This window comes from Faunimonas sp. B44 (assembly GCF_052655945.1).
This window is the reverse complement of sequence record NZ_JBQYEX010000001.1, coordinates 628,165-643,183: the sequence shown is the minus strand read 5'-3', so window position 1 is coordinate 643,183 and position 15,019 is coordinate 628,165. Positions and strand designations below refer to the sequence as shown.

The following is a 15,019-nucleotide window of genomic DNA, read 5'->3' as shown; positions in this document are numbered from 1 at the left end:
TTCCGACGGGCGTTCGACGTCGAGATGCTGGAAATCGTACATGGGACTTTCGGAGCTCGTTCGGTGATCCGGTTGCGTTCTGGTCGCGTCAGGCGGCGCGCAGCGCCGGGCGTGCAGACGGCGCCACCGTGAGCGGCAGCAGGCTCGCCGCCCGCGGCTCGCCTTCCAGCGCCATCAGCGCCCGGCTGATCGTCGCGGTCTGCGCGTCGTCGAGCACCATTCCCGCGGTGGCGAAGAACTTGCGGTCGAGATCCTCGCGGCTGAGGGGCGAGGTCGGCTCGCCCTTCGGCTCCTCCGAGCGCGCGCGCAGCACGGCTCCGCCCTTGAGGCGCACCTCGACGATGGCCTGCCGGCCGCCCAGGCCGAATTCCGGCTCGGCGGCGAGCGCGACACGGCGCGCAAGGGCATGGACCGCGGAGTCCTCGAAGCCCTCCCAATAGTCGCGGAGGCCGTTGCTGCCGCGCACGAGGCCGAGCGCGACGCCGAACTCGGTGCTGCCCATCGCCGTGTTGAGAGAGCCGGACTCCGGCTTGGAGGCCTGCCGGATCGCGAGCTCGCTCATGCGGACGAGCACGCCGTCGATCTCGGCCGCCCGGACGCCCTCGCCGTGGAAATGCTGCGCGAGATCGATCGGGCCATGCGCGTAGCGGCAGGCGGAATGCGGCTTGAAGCCGTTCTCCATGATGACGAAGCGCTCGCCCAGCCCGCCAAGGAGATCCTCCACCCTGACGGAATCGGTGAAGGCGTTCAGGAAGCCCTCGCGGCCCTCCAGCACCTTGCGCGGGCCGGTGACGCCGCGGCTCGCGAGCACTGCGGCGAGCACGCCGTTGAAGGCCGCGCGGCCGGGCCCGAGCGGCTTCGCCATGCACGGATCGTCGAGATAGGCCTGGATGCCGCCGGAATTCATCGCCGCCAGGCCGAGCGCATGCGCGATGCCCCCGGCGTCGAGCCCGAGCAGGCGGGCCGCGATCACCGATGCGCCGATGGCCCCGACCGTGCTCGTCGTGTGATAGCCGCGCTGGCGGTGACCCGGATTGATGGCCTTGGCGATGCGCAGCGAGACCTCGTAGCCCGCCACGAGCGCAGCGATGACGTCCTTTCCGCTTGCGCGGCCGAGCTCGGCCGCGGCGAGCGCGGCCGGGACGAGCACCGAACCCGCCTTGATCAGCCCCGAGCCGTGGGAGTCGTCGAGTTCCACGCCGTGGCCGAGGGTGCCGTTGCAGAGCGCCGCCATCGGAGCCGGAACCCGGATGCCGTGGCCCACCACGGTGGCCTGTTCCGCCCCGCCCCATTCGGCTGCGAGGTCCACGATCTTGCCGGCCACCTCGCTGATGGCGGAGGCGGCGATCTGGTTGCCGATGCCGTCGCGCAGGATGAGCTTGGCGCGGAGCGCGACGTCGTCCGGGAGATCGTCGTACCGGAGCCCGGCCGCAAGCTCGGCAAAGCGTTGCGTCAGGCCTTCGAGTTCCGGCCGCGTGCCTGCTGGAGCGCCCATCCGTTCCCTCTCCCTCGACTGCTGCGCGGCGGAGCCGAACCGCTCCCCGCCGCCTCGAAACCCGCCGGTTTTTGTCTGCGAGCTTTGCTAACCTATATAAGACCTACCCCTCGCGATCTTGTTGTGTCAATGCAGTTCGCGTATGGGCGGAAGCGAAGCGGAATGCGGTCGATGACGTCGGAGCTGTCGTTCACACCGATCTACGAGCAGGTGCGGGAGGAGCTCCTCCGGCGCCTGATCGACGGGCGCTGGCCGCCGGGCACCATGCTGCCGAGCCAGATCGAGCTCGCCGACGAGTTCGGCGTGAGCCAGGGCACGCTGCGCAAGGCGATCGAGTCGCTCGCCGCGGAGAACCTCCTGGACCGGCAGAAGGGGCGCGGCACGTTCGTGCGCGTCCCCGAAGAAGGGCGCCTCCTCTTTCAGTTCTTCCGGCTGAAGTTCGACGACGGCGGACGTTTCCCGCCGATGAGCGTCATCCACGGCATCCGCCGTGTCCGAGCGGACGCCGCCACGGCCGGGCCGCTGCGGCTGAGCCCGGACGACGAGGTCTGGGAGGTAGACCGAACCCGCGACCTCGACGGCCGGCCGGTGATCGTGGAGAAGCTCTATCTCCCGGTCGCGCGCTTTCCCGGCCTCGACGCCATCGAGACGCTGCCGAACAGCATCTATTCGCTCTACGCGACCCGCTACGGGACGACCGTCGGGCGCGCGGAGGAAAGGGTGAAGGCCGTCGCGGCGACCGAGGCGGACGCGGCCGCGTTCGGCTGCCCGGCGGCGACGCCCCTCCTCCTGATCGACCGCACCGCCTATGCGCTCGACGGCACCCCGGTCGAGCGTCGCGTCTCGCGCTGCATCACGGACGGACTTCACTACTGGGCGGATCTGCACTGAACGCCCGCGCGGGGGAGTGACGGAGCGGCTTGCGCAGGCCGTGAGCCCGGGGCGCCCCCGATCACCGCTCGAGATTCACAGCTGGCGCGCACGTCGCGCCCAGCTGCACCGATCAGAGGAGAAGAAGCGCCATGACGGGATTGCCCAAGCACGTGCACATCAACGAGGAAGGCCCTCGCGAAGGGTTCCAGATCGAGAAGGCGCCGATCCCCACGGCGCACAAGATCGAGCTCATCGACGCGCTCTCGGAAACCGGCGTCAGCCACATCCAGGTCGCGTCCTTCGTGAGCCCGAAGCACGTCCCGGGCTGGGCGGATGCCGATGCCGTCGTGGATGGTTTCCGAAAGCGCGACGGCGTCGCGTACACGGCCCTGTGGCTCAACGCGAAGGGCTTCGAGCGCGCGCTCGCCCATCGCGACAAGCTGACGGTCGCCGGCTCGATCCGCATCTGCGCCTCGGAGCCGTTCCTGATGCGCAACCAGCGCACCGACTTCGCCACAAACATCGCCAGCGAGCACGCCCAGATGGAGGTGTACAAGGCCGCCGGCGTCCCGGTGACGGGAATCGGCGTGATGGCAGCCTTCGGCTGCAACTTCCAGGGCGACATCCCGACGGCCCGGGTGATCGAGGCGATCGGCCAAGCGCTCGAGATCGCCGCCGCGCACGATCTCGATCCGAAGGAGGTGCGCCTCGCCGACACGATGGCCTGGGCGACGCCCATGCACATACGCCGGACCGTCGGCGCGGTGCAGGAGGCGTACCCGCAGCTCGATATCATACTCCACCTGCACGACACCCGCGGCATGGCGGTCGCGAACGCCTTCGCGGGGCTCGAGATGGGCGTGACGAACTACGACACCGCGGTCGCCGGGCTCGGCGGCTGCCCGTTTGCCGGCCATGCCGGGGCGGCCGGCAACATCTGCACGGAGGACCTCGTCTTCCTGTGCGAGGAGCTGGGCATCGAGACCGGCATCGATCTCGACCGCCTGATCGAGATCGGACACCTCGCCGAGCGGATCTTCGGCCGGCAGCTCCCCGGCTCGGTCATGCACGGCGGCACCCTCCGGCGCTTCCGCAAGGCGGCCTGAGCGCGGGAAGTGTCCGAGCCTGCGACCTGGGAAACCAGGTCGCGGGGCGCCGCGAAGGGCGCGGCGCGACCGAGCCATGCGGGCCTTGCGCGACGCCGGCGTCCTGCCGGACGGGCATCCCGCCTCGGAACTGGCGGAGCGGCCCGCGAAGCATCATGTGAAGCGACGCGGCGAGGCCTTCGCGAGGTCGGCCGCCTTTCGAAACGCCACAGCTGGGGGGCCGAAGCACCGCATGGGCGCATTGTTCGAGGAACTGGATTTCCGGCCGACGGAGATTGGAGCGCTGAGCCTGCGCCGTCGACGCGACCTGAGGCTGGACCTGGACGTCCTCGAGATCATGCTCGGCGACGAGTTCCTGATGTCGAGCGCCTTCACCACGTCCGAGGTCGCACTCGCGCAGCTCGGACTGGACGCGACACCGGCCTCTTCCGCCGAGGTCGTCGTGGGCGGCCTTGGGCTCGGCTACACTGCGCGGGCGGCGCTCGACCACCCCAAGACGGCTTCGATGATCGTGGTCGAGTTCCTCACCCCGATCATCGAATGGCACCGGAACGGCCTGCTGCCGCTCGGGCGAGGGCTTTGCGGCGACGACAGGTGCAGGTTCGTCCAGGGCGACTTCTTCGCCATGGCCGTAAGCGAGGCGGGCTTCGATCCGAACGCGCCGGGCCGGCGCTTCGACGCCATCCTCGTCGACATCGATCATACCCCGGACGCGCCGCTCGACGACCGCAGCAAGAGCTTCTACGGCCGGGACGGCCTGCGCGCATTGAGCAGGCATCTGAAGCCCGGCGCGATCTTCGGCCTCTGGTCCAACGAGGGGCCGGACGAGCGCTTCGTCGATACGCTCGGCGCCATATTCGCTCGCGCCTGGGCCGAGCCGATCACCTTCCACAACCCGCTGCAGGACAAGATCTTCACGCAGACCGTCTACCTCGCCCGAACGGCGCAGGGCGGAGGCGCATGAGCGGCGGTCATCCCATCGTCGGCGATTGCGAGGGGCCCGGCTAGATCAGCCCCAGGGCCAGCCCGATGCCGAGAGCGAGCATCGTCGCAGCGACGGTGATCTGGACGCCGCGTAGCGTCACCTTCTTCAGGATGCGCGACCCGATGAAGGCCCCGAGAAAGGCGCAGAGCGCGGCAACGCCGACCACCGTCCAGACATCGGGCGTCAGGTCGGCGAAATCCCGTGTGAAATGCGACAGGCCGTAGACGCTCAACCGCGTGACGTCGACGATCACCGCCGCCACCACGCCGGTCGCGATGAATGCCTCCTTCGACAGCCCTGCCTTGATCAGAAAGGCGGTGCGGAATGCCCCCTGATTGCCCGACAATCCGCCGAAGAACCCGGAGACCAGCCCGCCCAGCGGAAGGAACCGCGCCGGGAACTGCAGCCGGGCGAAGGCGGGCGACAGTTCCAGCAGCGCAAAGGCCGCGATCAGCGTGCCGATGGCCAGCGGCAGCGCCTCGATGCGGTGTTCGCTGCCGAAAGCGGTCCAGGTCGCAATGGTGGGGAGATCCGACAGCCGAACCAGAAGCAGAGCCCCCAACACTGCTGCGAGCGCCGCCGGAACCGCGAAGCGCAGCAGCACCCGCGGATCGGCCCGACGCCCCACCAGCGCCAGCTTGAACAGATTATTGGCCAGATGCACCACGGCCGTCGCGCCGATGGCCACCTCGACCGGCATCAGCAGCGCGAAGGCCGGCATCAGGATCGTGCCGAGTCCGAAGCCGGAGAACAGCGTCAGCCCGGAGGCGAGGAATGCGACGAGGGCGACGAACAGGATGTCCATGCAACGCCCGGCTTCGCTTCGCGGGGATTGACGTCAGACATACATGCCGGCTTATCGAATGTCGATGACGACGATCGATGGTGATTTGCTTGCCCGCACGAATGGAACACCACGACCTACTTTCGGGGCTCGTCCGCCTGCACGTCCTCCATCATGCGGGCCAGCATCCGGTCTACGGCCAGTGGATGATCGACGAGCTGGCGCGGCACGGCTACCGGCTCTCGCCGGGAACGCTCTATCCGATGCTCTCGAAGATGGAACGGGACGGATACCTGACCAGCAAGACCGAGCGCGACGGCCGGACGTCCCGCAAGTTCTACACGATTACTGAAAAAGGACGCGAAGGGCTGGCGGTGGCGCGGGCCCGACTGCGTGAACTCAAGGGAAAAGAGGGGACGGAATGACCGAGCGGCCGCTGACAGCCGAGGCGCAGCCGGCGCAGGGAACGCCGGGAGAAGTGTTCTCGGCCTTCCTCAAGCTGGGCCTGACGAGTTTCGGCGGCCCGATCGCGCATCTCGGATATTTTCGCGACGAACTGGTCACGCGCAGGCGCTGGCTGAGCGACAGCGCCTATGCCGATCTCGTCGCCTTGTGCCAGTTCCTGCCAGGCCCGGCCTCATCCCAAGTGGGCTTTGCGATGGGGATGACGCACGCGGGCTGGCTGGGGGCGCTCGCGGCCTTCACGGCTTTCACGCTCCCTTCGGCCCTGGTGCTCCTGATCTTCGCGATGACGGCGGCGAGCATTGCGGGGCCGGTGGGAACGGGGGCGATCCACGGGCTGAAGATCGTCGCGGTGGCGATCGTCGCACAGGCAGTCTGGGGAATGGCGAAGAACCTCTGCCCCGACAAGGAACGCGCGGCCATCGCCGTCGGGGCGGTCGCGGTGCTGGCCTTCGTGCCGGGCGCGTTCGGAATGGTGGGCGCGATCCTTCTGGGGGCGCTGGCCGGCCTGGCGCTGGGGCGCGGAACGGGCGTACCCGTCAGCGGGCATGTCACCATGCCGGTCTCGCGCGGGATCGCCGGCGGGGCGCTGCTGGCCTTCTTCGGGCTCCTGGCCCTCCTGCCGCTGGTCGCGGGGCAAGCCCAGACCCTGGCGGTCTTCGACAGCTTCTACCGCGCCGGTGCGCTGGTGTTCGGCGGCGGTCATGTGGTGCTGCCGCTCCTGCAGGCCGAAGTGGTGCAGCCCGGCTGGGTGACGCCGGACAGCTTTCTGGCGGGCTACGGCGCCGCGCAGGCGGTGCCGGGGCCGCTGTTCACGTTCGCGGCCTATCTGGGAGCCGTTCTGGGGCCCGAACCGAACGGGATCCCCGGGGCGACGCTGGCGCTGCTGGCAGTGTTCCTGCCGGGGTTTCTGCTGCTCGTCGGCGTTCTGCCCTTCTGGGACCGCTTCCGCAGCATGGCGCGGGCACAATCGCTGATGCAGGGGGCGAACGCAGCCGTCGTCGGCATTCTCGGCGCGGCGCTCTATACGCCGGTCTTCACGAGCGCGGTCGGCGATTTGAGGGACTTCACGCTGGCACTCGCCTGCTTCGTGCTGCTGATGGCGTGGAAGGCACCTCCCTGGGTCGTGGTCATCGTTGCGGCACTGGGCGGGATCGGGCTGGCCTTGATCGCATGAGCCGCACCTAGCGCATTCGTGATCGACCGAAGGCCTGCGGGCCGGCACCGAAGGTTCTGCAGGATTGCGTTCTCGGGTAGGATCGGTCTCTCCGGAGACGAAGCAAGAGCCCCCGATGCCGCTCCACGCGCTGCGCTCCGCCGTGATCGCCACGGCACTCTGCCTTCCTGCAACGGCCATGGCGCTGCCGGATGCCGCCGGACGCGAGGCGGTCGAAGGGGTCTGCGCAGCCTGCCATGGCGTGAACCTGATCGAGCGCAGTTCGGGTTACAGCCGCGACGATTGGCAGTCCCTCACTGCAACCATGATCGACCTGTCGGGCGATCCCGAAACCCAGGCGGCGATCCTCGACTATCTCGCGCAGGCTTTCCCGCCGAACGAGCAGCGTGTCGCGAGGCCGGTCGACGGCCCGCTGACCATCCGCTTCGAGGAGTGGAAGGTGCCCACCCTGGGCCAGCGCTCGCGCGACCCGGTCGCGGCGCCCGACGGCAGCATCTGGTGGGCTGGCCAGTGGCACGACCTGCTTGGCCGGCTCGACCCCGCGACCGGCGCGATGGAGGAATTCGACCTGCCTGCGGGCGCGCGGCCGCATTCGGTGAACATCGGTCCGGATGGCGCTGCCTGGTTCACCGGCAACGGCAATGCCACCATCGGCCGGCTCGACCCGGAAACCGGCGAGATCACCGAATACCCGATGCCCATCGAGGCTGCGCGGGATCCGCATACGGCCGAGTTCGCGCCGGATGGCGCCCTGTGGTTCAGCCTGCAAGGCAGCAACATGATCGGGCGGCTGGACCCGGAGACCGGCGAAGTGCGGCTGGCCGACAGCCCGCGCGAGCGTTCGCGCCCCTATGGTCTGAAGATCGGCGCGGATGGCACGGTCTGGGTGGCCTGCAACGGCGCAAACTGCCTGCTGCGCGTCGATCCCCGGACGATGGACGTGACCGAAATCCCCTTGCCCGAAGCCGGCACGACGGTGCGCAGGCTCGATATCGATGCGGACGGGATCATCTGGTGGGTCAATTCGGGACTCGGGCGGATCGGCCGCTACGATCCGGCGACAGGCGACATCCAGGAATGGGACTCGCCGAGCGGCCCGCGCTCGCATCCCTACGCCATCGCGATCTTCGACGGGGCGGTCTGGTACAACGAAAGCGGTGCGCGGCCCGACATGCTGGTGCGCTTCGAGCCTGAGACGGAGACCTTCCAGAGCTGGCCGATACCCTCGGGCCCGGTCCATGCCGGCATCCTGCGCCACATGCGCACGACACCGGACGGCTCGGCGCTGCTGATCCACCAGAGCGCCACCAATCACATTGCGCGCGTCACCGTAAAACGCGACGAAGCCATGCGGTAGCGCGGACACGCGCGGCGACCCGCAAGCGCGGCGCGGGCGTCGATCCGATGGCGTCGCCGCCCGAGCGCCGGATCGCGTCGCTGCGTCAGCCCCGGCCGGCATCCTGGAACGAGACCTGGGCGACCTTCCAAGCGATGGCCTCGCCGCCGCGATAGACGAGCGCCCTCTCCTCGGGTCCGGGCACGACGATCTCCTCCGGCGCCGTCCAGGTCTGCCGCTCGAGCGTGATCGTCCCCTCGTTCGGCGGCAGGCGGTAATGCGCGGGTCCGTTGAGCGAGGCGAACGCCTCGAGCCGGTCGAGCGCGTTCTCCTCCTCGAACACCTTCGCATAGGTCTCGATCGCGACCGGCGCGTTGAAGAGCCCGGCCGCTCCGACGATCGCGAGCTTCTTGTGGATGGAATGGGGCGCTGAATCCGTACCCAGGAAGAAGCAGGACTCTCCCCCGGTTGCCGCCTTGCGCAGCGCCCGGCGGTCCGCCTCCGTCTTGATGACGGGCATGCAGTACATGTACGGCCGGTTGCCCGAGCCGAGCCAGTCGGTTCGGTTGAGCTCCAGATGGTAGGGGGTGATCGTGCCGCCGACCTGTCCCGACTTCGAGCGGACGAAATCGCACCCGATGCTGGTCGACAGGTGCTCATGGATGAAGCGGAGCTCCGGGAAGTCCCGCGTCCAGGGCTCGAAGACACGCTCGATGAACACGGCTTCGCGGTCGAACACGTCGATATCGGGATCGACCACCTCGGCGTGGATGAGGAGCGGCATGCCGATCTTCTGCATGCGTTCAAGCACGGGCCGGATGCGCGCAAAGTCGGTGACGCCCGCGGCCGAGTTGGTGGTGGCGTTGGCAGGGTAGAGCTTCACGCCGGTGAAGATCCCTTCCGCGAACCCGCGCTCGACGTCGTCCGGGTCGGTGTCGTCGGTCAGGTAGCACGTCATGAGGGGCGTGAAACGGCTGTCGGCCGGGAGCGCGGCGAGGATCCGCTCCCTGTAGGCAAGAGCGTCGATCGCCGTCGCCACCGGCGGAACCAGGTTCGGCATCATGATGGCGCGGCCGAACTTTTCCGCGGTGAACGGCAGCGCGGCGCGCATCATGTCGCCGTCCCGGACATGCAGGTGCCAGTCGTCCGGCATGGTGATGGTGATCGCGTCGGTCATCGGCCCAATCCTCGGCTGCGCGGCATTTCAATCGGCCTGCGCGGCGCGCGCACGGCGTGCGGCGGCGAGCCTCACGGCATCCACGATCTCGGGATAGGCCGAGCAGCGGCAGAGATTTCCGGTCAGGTAGTGACGGATCTCGTCGTCGCCGGGGTCGGGATGCTCGTCGAGCAGCTTCTTCACCATCAGGATGAAGCCCGGCGTGCAGAAGCCGCACTGGAAGGCGCCGGCTTCGATGAACGCCTCCTGGACCGGGTCCAGGCCGCCGTCGGGCGCAATGCCCTCGACGGTGACGATCTCCGCGCCATCTGCGAAGACGGCGAGATGGAGACAGCCGGAGACCGGCCTGGAATCGACATAGACGGTGCAGCATCCGCAGAGGCCCTGACCGCAGCTCTCGCGCGCGCCGCGGAGGTCGAAGCTGTTCTGCAGCACCTCCACCAGGGTCTGGTGCGGCAGGACGTCGGCCGCGACCGGACGGCCGTTCAGCCTGAATCGGATCGTGCGGGAAACAGTCAATTCACTCTCCAGCCAGCGGGGTGCCGTTCTTGGCCGACAAGGCGCGGAATACCTTCTCCGGCGTCAGCGGCAGATCCGTCAGACGGACGCCGATGGCGTCCGCCAGCGCATTGCCGATCGCGGGGGACAGCGCGATCGTCGTGCTCTCGCCTGCACCCTTGGCGCCGAACGGCCCGTCGCTCTGGAACGCATCGGCATGCTCGTTGATGAAGGTGGCCGGCATGTCGAGGAGCGTCGGAATCTTGTAATCGGCAAGCGAGCCGTTGGTGAGATGTCCGTCGCGGAACACCATGTCCTCGGTCGTGGTGAAACCGAGCTGCATGATGGCCGCGCCGGACAGCTGCACCTGGACGAGCTTCGGGTTGATGGCTGTCCCGACGTCCGCCACATTCACGAGCTTCGTGATCCGGTAGTGCCCGGTCTCCGTGTCGACCTCCACCTCGGCGCCGGACGCGCCGACGCCCCAGAACGGCGTCGCGTTGCCGGACTGGCCGGTCGCCGGATCGGGCTTCTCGTATTTGGGAATGAAGCTGCCCGTGCCGATGATGTTGCCGGCCTGCATTCCGTATTTCCGGCGCAACAGCTCGCGGAGCGGGAGGTTGCTGCCCTCCGGCAGACCGAGCTCGCGCGCAAGGTCCGCAACCTTGCGCCTGGCGTCCTCGGCCGCGAGCCGGACGGCCGTGCCCATGTGAAAGGTCGAGCGGGAGCCGAGCGTGCCCATGTCGTATGGCGTCACGTCGGTGTCGGGATGCATGACGCGCACGGTGTCGGCATCGATGTCGAGGACCTCGGCGACGATCTGTGCCATGACCGTGTCGGAGCCCTGCCCCATGTCGACGGTGCTGATGTAGAGCCCGCAGCTGCCGTCACCGTAGAGGTTCACGATCGCAACCGACGTCGTCGGCGCGGTGATGCCCTTGAAGCCGACCGCGATCCCGCGCCCGCGCCGGATCCGGCCGTTGCCGCGGTCGAAAGGCTCCCTCCAGTTCAGATGATCCGCGACCTGGTCGAGCACGGCCTCGAGCGCCGCGTCGCGAACGGGCGTGCCGGTCGCCTGCGGCCGGCCCTCCTGGAGAAGGTTCATCCGGCGGAACTCGACCTTGTCGAGGCCGAGGCCTTCCGCGATGGCGTCCATGTGGCATTCGTAGGCCCAGGCGGTCTGCGGCGCGCCGAAGCCGCGCAGCGCGCCACAGGGCGGCCTGTTGGTATAGACGGCGTAGGAGTTGATCTCGACGTTGGGGATGTCGTACGGCCCGGCGGAGGTGAACCCCGCCTTCTGCGTCACGCGCGGGCCGATGTCGGCATAGGCGCCGCCGTTCCACACGATGTCGCAGCGCCGGGCGACGATCCGGCCGTCCGCGTCTACCCCGCTCTTGATGGTGAACGTGCAGGGATGGCGGGTCACCATGAAGAATTGCTCCTCCATGGTGAGCGCGACCTTGACCGGGCGGCGCACCAGCAGCGACAGCGCCGTGACCAGCGCCTCCAGCTTGATGTAGAGCTTCCCGCCGAAGCCGCCGCCGAGATAGGGCACCTTCACCCGGACGCGGTTCTCGGGCCAGCCCAGCAGGCGGGCGATCTCGATGCGGACGAAGGACGGCCCCTGCGAAGCGGTGTGCAGCGTAACCTGGCGCTCGCTCGCATCCGCGACCGCCACGAAAGGCTCCATCGGGATGTGCATCACCTGCTGCGAGCGGAACGTATGCTCGAAAATTCGGTCGGCCGCCAGGAACGCCGCCTCCGGATCGCCGCGCAGGAGATGGTAGTCGAGCGCGACATTCGTCCCCGTGCGGCCCTTCAGGTGCTGCAGGTCCGGGAAGGTCGCGGCGGGCTTGAGCTCCTCGTGAACGAGCACTTCGGAGGTCATCGCATCGACCTCGTCGAAGACGGCCGGAAGCTCCTCGTACTCGGCCGTGATCAGCGCGGCCGCTTCCTGCGCGACATGAGGGTCGGCGGCGAGCACGACTGCGACCGGCTCCCCGGCGAAGCGGACCTTTCCGTCCGCGAGGATCGGCTGGTCGTGGAAAGCCGGCCCGTAATAGGGGTTCGGGATGACCGTGCGGATGTCGTCGATCGTCACCACCCGCTCGACGCCCTCCAGCGCCTGCGCGGCCGACACGTCGATCGACTTGATCCGGCCGTGCGGGACCGCGCTGCGGAAGATCTTTCCGTAGAGCATGCCGGGCAGCCGGAGATGATGCACGTATTCGGTGCGCCCGGTCACCTTCTCCCGCGCCTCCAGGCGCGGGATGGACTGGCCGATGTTCCGGGACGTGGTTCTCGCCGCCATTGACCCTACTCCCCGGCAAGCGCGCGGACGGCGCGCCCGAGATGGACACGCAAGAGATGCTGCTTGTAGGGGGCGGAACCGCGGCTGTCGGCTTCGATCTCGGTTTCCGCCACCGCCGCCTCGCCGGCGGCACGGATTACCGCCTCCCCGACGTCGGCGCCGCGCAGGACACCCTCGGCCGCCGAGAGCCGCGTCGGACGATCGACCGCCGCACTCATGAAGAGACGCAGATCCCTCACGGTTCGCCCCTCGATCGACATCGAGAGAGCAAGGCCAAGCGCAGGCCAGTCGTGCGCCGCACGGGTCGTCACCTTGACGTAAAGGGAACGCCAGCCCGGCCGGGCCGGGACCTCGAGCTCGGCGAGCAGTTCATTGTTGGCCAGCGTCGTCTCGTAATACCCGGCCGCGATCTCCTCGACCGGCACCGTGCGCTCGCCGGAAGGACCGACGATCGTCGCCCGCGCCCCGAGGGCCGCCCATACGGGCGGCAGGTCGAGATGCGGATCGGCATGGGCGAGATTGCCGCCGACGGTCGCGACGTTGCGGACGCGCACGTTTGCGAGCGTGAGCATCGTCTGCGGGATGACCGGAAGCGCGCAGCGTATGTCGGGGGAATGTTCAAGCTCCGCGAATGTCGTCATCGCACCGATCCGGAACGCGCCTCTCCCAGGGGCGAAGTCGATCCCGGAGAAACGGCCGTTTATGCGGCGCAGGCTGACGAGCCGCTCGGGCCGGTAGATCTGCGCCTTCATCATCAGCATCAGCGCCGTGCCGCCGCCGATCGGACGGACCGCAGGATCGTCGGGATCGAGGAGATCGAACGCCTCTTCGAGGGAACCGGGTTCAAGGAGTTCGAAGCTTGCCATTCTCACCGATCCGGGCACGGGCTGGCGGCCGAAGGAGCATCCGGGGCGTCGGGGTCGCCGGACGCGACGGCCGTCGGCGAGCGAACCCCGTACCGCCCGCACGTGCTCGCGCGTTCTCCGTTGCGCATCTGCCCATGCTGGCCGGCGCTCGTCCACCGGCGCGCAGGTAGGCCAGGATTGCGCGCGCAGGTCATGTCGCGGGATGCTCCACCTTCTGGTTCTAAAGACGCACTATTCCCTGATTTTGGAAACCAGTCAACTTTTTGACACGAACTCCCGGCACCCGTTTGCAACGGCTCGTAACCGGTCCTGCAGGCGGGGCTGCCCTCATGCACTGCCCGGCGGGAGCCCTGCGCAAAGGGTGAGAATCTCGGGGCTTATCCGGCTTCCCGCAACACCGGACCGCTCCTCTCCGGTGCATCGCAGCGCCGTTCGGCGGCCACTTCCCATGCCGCAGCACGACCGAAATGCTCTTGCGGCTGTGCTCAATTGCAGGCTAGATGACCAAAAATGTTGCACGGTGGCCAAGATTCAGCCGCGTGCCATCATTGCGAGCGAGATTGTGGACGATCCTGTCATGGCCAGCGCTTTGAACGAGCTCTCCGCGACGCAGGCGGCCCGCTGGATTGCGGACGGCCGGATCCGGTCGGAGGACCTCGTCCGGGCCTGCCTCGATCGGACAGCCCAGCGTGAGCCGGAGGTCGCGGCCTGGGCCGCGCTCGATCCCGAACGCGCGCTCGCCGCGGCACGCCAGGCGGACGCGACGCCCGCCGCAGGGCCGCTGCATGGCGTTCCGATCGGCATCAAGGACGTGATCGACACCGCCGACCTTCCGACCGGCATGGGATCTCCGATCTATGCCGGCCATCAGCCCCGTGCGGATGCATCATGCGTTGCCATGCTGAAGGCGGCGGGTGCGATCGTGCTCGGCAAGACCGTCACCTGCGAATTCGCGGGGAGCGCGCCGGGGGCGACGCAAAACCCGTGGGACCGTGAGCGGACGCCGGGCGGGTCGTCGAGCGGATCCGCCGCAGCCGTCGCCGATCGCATGGTGCCTCTGGCGCTCGGAACGCAGACGGGAGGCTCCGTTCTCCGGCCCGCTTCGTTCTGCGGCATTGTCGGGTTCAAGCCGACATACGGCACGATCAATCGCATGGGGCTGAAGTTCGCGGCGGAAAGCCTCGACACGATCGGCATGATGGCGCGGGATCCGGAGGATATCGCCCTCTGCTTGCACGTCCTGACCTGGAGTCCGCCTCCTCAGTCGCTCGACGATCCGGAGCGCCTGCGGATCGGCATCTGCCGCACCCCTTTGTGGGACAAGGCGGAAGCCGAGACGCGAGCCGCGCTCGATCACGCGGCGCAGCTTGCCGCGGCAGCCGGAGCGGAGCTCACCGAAATCGACCTGCCGGGACATTTTTCGGAGCTCGGCGAAGCGCGCGCGATCATCAACGATGTCGAGCGCGCACGTTCGCTCGCCTGGGAGTGGGCCCGCCACCGGGACGCGATCAGCCCGCAAATGGTGCGGCAGGTCGAGCACGGCCATTCCGTTTCGGGCGAGCGCTACCATGCGGCGCTGCGGTTCGCGGAGCGCGCCCGATGGGCGCTCGATCCGCTGCTTGAGGGCGTCGACGTGCTCCTCGCGCCATGCGTGAACGGCGAGGCGCCCCCAGGGCTGCACTATGCCGGCGACCCCAGCTTCCAGGGCCTGTGGACCTTGCTGCACGTCCCGACCGTCAGCTTGCCGGCCATCCGCGGGCCGCACGGCATGCCCGTGGGCGTCCAACTCGTCGGTCGTCGCTATTCCGACCTCCAGGTCCTTGCCGCAGCCCGGTGGCTGATCCGGAGGGCCGGCCTCCACGGCGGAACCGCGATGCCCGAATCGACCGGTCGCCATGCCATTCCGGCCTGAGGCACCAAACAGGCCGGCCTCGGCCTTCCCCGACAGA

The 15,019-nt window shown here is 68.5% G+C and carries 13 protein-coding genes; 7 read left to right on the top strand and 6 right to left on the bottom strand.

Translation table 11 applies throughout. From position 1 onward, the window contains the following. Nucleotides 1–88 precede the first annotated feature (88 nt). Nucleotides 89–1,495 (bottom strand): MmgE/PrpD family protein, encoded by a 1,407-nt coding sequence (locus ACUN0C_RS03100; protein ID WP_445464847.1) that lies wholly within the window; start codon nucleotides 1,493–1,495, stop codon nucleotides 89–91. 171 nt (nucleotides 1,496–1,666) lie between these two features. Between ACUN0C_RS03100 and ACUN0C_RS03095 the strand changes: the two genes are divergently transcribed. From ACUN0C_RS03095 to ACUN0C_RS03085, 3 genes are all read left to right on the top strand, one after another. Further along, nucleotides 1,667–2,386, top strand: coding sequence for a GntR family transcriptional regulator (locus ACUN0C_RS03095; RefSeq protein ID WP_445464846.1), 720 nt, complete (start codon nucleotides 1,667–1,669; stop codon nucleotides 2,384–2,386). A 131-nt stretch (nucleotides 2,387–2,517) separates the two neighbouring features. Beyond that, nucleotides 2,518–3,474 (top strand): hydroxymethylglutaryl-CoA lyase, encoded by a 957-nt coding sequence (locus tag ACUN0C_RS03090; protein ID WP_445464845.1) that lies wholly within the window; start codon nucleotides 2,518–2,520, stop codon nucleotides 3,472–3,474. A gap of 232 nt (nucleotides 3,475–3,706) precedes the next feature. Continuing rightward, nucleotides 3,707–4,438 carry a spermidine synthase gene (locus ACUN0C_RS03085; protein ID WP_445464844.1) on the top strand — a complete coding sequence of 244 codons (732 nt, stop codon included), beginning with the start codon at nucleotides 3,707–3,709 and terminating at the stop codon, nucleotides 4,436–4,438. A gap of 40 nt (nucleotides 4,439–4,478) precedes the next feature. Here the strand turns inward: ACUN0C_RS03085 and ACUN0C_RS03080 are convergent, their stop codons facing one another. Continuing rightward, the gene (locus ACUN0C_RS03080; protein ID WP_445464843.1) at nucleotides 4,479–5,264 is read right to left on the bottom strand and encodes a TSUP family transporter; all 786 of its coding nucleotides are present in this window, start codon (nucleotides 5,262–5,264) and stop codon (nucleotides 4,479–4,481) included. Nucleotides 5,265–5,365: 101 nt separating this feature from the next. On the opposite strand from ACUN0C_RS03080, the gene ACUN0C_RS03075 reads away from it, so the two are divergent. The 3 genes from ACUN0C_RS03075 to ACUN0C_RS03065 all read left to right on the top strand — a co-directional run bounded on the left by ACUN0C_RS03075 (nucleotide 5,366) and on the right by ACUN0C_RS03065 (nucleotide 8,239). Continuing rightward, nucleotides 5,366–5,668, top strand: a complete 303-nt coding sequence (locus tag ACUN0C_RS03075) for a PadR family transcriptional regulator (RefSeq protein WP_445464842.1) — start codon at nucleotides 5,366–5,368, stop codon at nucleotides 5,666–5,668. After that, nucleotides 5,665–6,882, top strand: a complete 1,218-nt coding sequence (gene chrA / locus ACUN0C_RS03070; protein WP_445464841.1) for a chromate efflux transporter — start codon at nucleotides 5,665–5,667, stop codon at nucleotides 6,880–6,882. Before ACUN0C_RS03075 ends, chrA begins: the two co-directional genes overlap by 4 nt. 115 nt (nucleotides 6,883–6,997) lie before the next feature. Continuing rightward, nucleotides 6,998–8,239 carry a Vgb family protein gene (locus ACUN0C_RS03065; RefSeq protein ID WP_445464840.1) on the top strand — a complete coding sequence of 414 codons (1,242 nt, stop codon included), beginning with the start codon at nucleotides 6,998–7,000 and terminating at the stop codon, nucleotides 8,237–8,239. An 85-nt stretch (nucleotides 8,240–8,324) separates the two neighbouring features. Here ACUN0C_RS03065 and pyrC read toward each other — a convergent pair whose 3' ends face one another. Genes pyrC through ACUN0C_RS03045 form a run of 4 tightly spaced genes read right to left on the bottom strand, consistent with a single transcriptional unit; the run spans nucleotide 8,325 to nucleotide 13,070 of the window. Beyond that, complete coding sequence (pyrC, locus tag ACUN0C_RS03060; RefSeq protein WP_445464839.1) at nucleotides 8,325–9,395, bottom strand: dihydroorotase; 1,071 nt, start codon at nucleotides 9,393–9,395, stop codon at nucleotides 8,325–8,327. Nucleotides 9,396–9,422: 27 nt separating this feature from the next. Next, nucleotides 9,423–9,914 carry a (2Fe-2S)-binding protein gene (locus ACUN0C_RS03055; protein WP_445464838.1) on the bottom strand — a complete coding sequence of 164 codons (492 nt, stop codon included), beginning with the start codon at nucleotides 9,912–9,914 and terminating at the stop codon, nucleotides 9,423–9,425. A 1-nt stretch (nucleotide 9,915) separates the two neighbouring features. Beyond that, a complete protein-coding gene (locus ACUN0C_RS03050) occupies nucleotides 9,916–12,204 on the bottom strand; it encodes a xanthine dehydrogenase family protein molybdopterin-binding subunit (protein ID WP_445464837.1) in 2,289 nt (762 codons plus the stop codon). 5 nt (nucleotides 12,205–12,209) lie between these two features. Then, nucleotides 12,210–13,070, bottom strand: a complete 861-nt coding sequence (locus ACUN0C_RS03045) for an FAD binding domain-containing protein (RefSeq protein ID WP_445464836.1) — start codon at nucleotides 13,068–13,070, stop codon at nucleotides 12,210–12,212. Between the two features lie 577 nt (nucleotides 13,071–13,647). On the opposite strand from ACUN0C_RS03045, the gene ACUN0C_RS03040 reads away from it, so the two are divergent. Beyond that, nucleotides 13,648–14,982, top strand: a complete 1,335-nt coding sequence (locus ACUN0C_RS03040; protein WP_445464835.1) for an amidase — start codon at nucleotides 13,648–13,650, stop codon at nucleotides 14,980–14,982. Nucleotides 14,983–15,019 lie beyond the last annotated feature (37 nt).

Excerpts from the sequence above, each read along its gene's own strand:
- ACUN0C_RS03100 (WP_445464847.1), bottom strand. The coding sequence starts at position 1,495 with ATGGGCGCTCCAGCAGGCACGCGGCCGGAACTCGAAGGCCTGACGCAA.
- ACUN0C_RS03095 (WP_445464846.1), top strand. The coding sequence starts at position 1,667 with ATGACGTCGGAGCTGTCGTTCACACCGATCTACGAGCAGGTGCGGGAG.
- ACUN0C_RS03090 (WP_445464845.1), top strand. The coding sequence starts at position 2,518 with ATGACGGGATTGCCCAAGCACGTGCACATCAACGAGGAAGGCCCTCGC.
- ACUN0C_RS03085 (WP_445464844.1), top strand. The coding sequence starts at position 3,707 with ATGGGCGCATTGTTCGAGGAACTGGATTTCCGGCCGACGGAGATTGGA.
- ACUN0C_RS03080 (WP_445464843.1), bottom strand. The coding sequence starts at position 5,264 with ATGGACATCCTGTTCGTCGCCCTCGTCGCATTCCTCGCCTCCGGGCTG.
- ACUN0C_RS03075 (WP_445464842.1), top strand. The coding sequence starts at position 5,366 with ATGGAACACCACGACCTACTTTCGGGGCTCGTCCGCCTGCACGTCCTC.
- chrA (WP_445464841.1), top strand. The coding sequence starts at position 5,665 with ATGACCGAGCGGCCGCTGACAGCCGAGGCGCAGCCGGCGCAGGGAACG.
- ACUN0C_RS03065 (WP_445464840.1), top strand. The coding sequence starts at position 6,998 with ATGCCGCTCCACGCGCTGCGCTCCGCCGTGATCGCCACGGCACTCTGC.
- pyrC (WP_445464839.1), bottom strand. The coding sequence starts at position 9,395 with ATGACCGACGCGATCACCATCACCATGCCGGACGACTGGCACCTGCAT.
- ACUN0C_RS03050 (WP_445464837.1), bottom strand. The coding sequence starts at position 12,204 with ATGGCGGCGAGAACCACGTCCCGGAACATCGGCCAGTCCATCCCGCGC.
- ACUN0C_RS03045 (WP_445464836.1), bottom strand. The coding sequence starts at position 13,070 with ATGGCAAGCTTCGAACTCCTTGAACCCGGTTCCCTCGAAGAGGCGTTC.
- ACUN0C_RS03040 (WP_445464835.1), top strand. The coding sequence starts at position 13,648 with ATGGCCAGCGCTTTGAACGAGCTCTCCGCGACGCAGGCGGCCCGCTGG.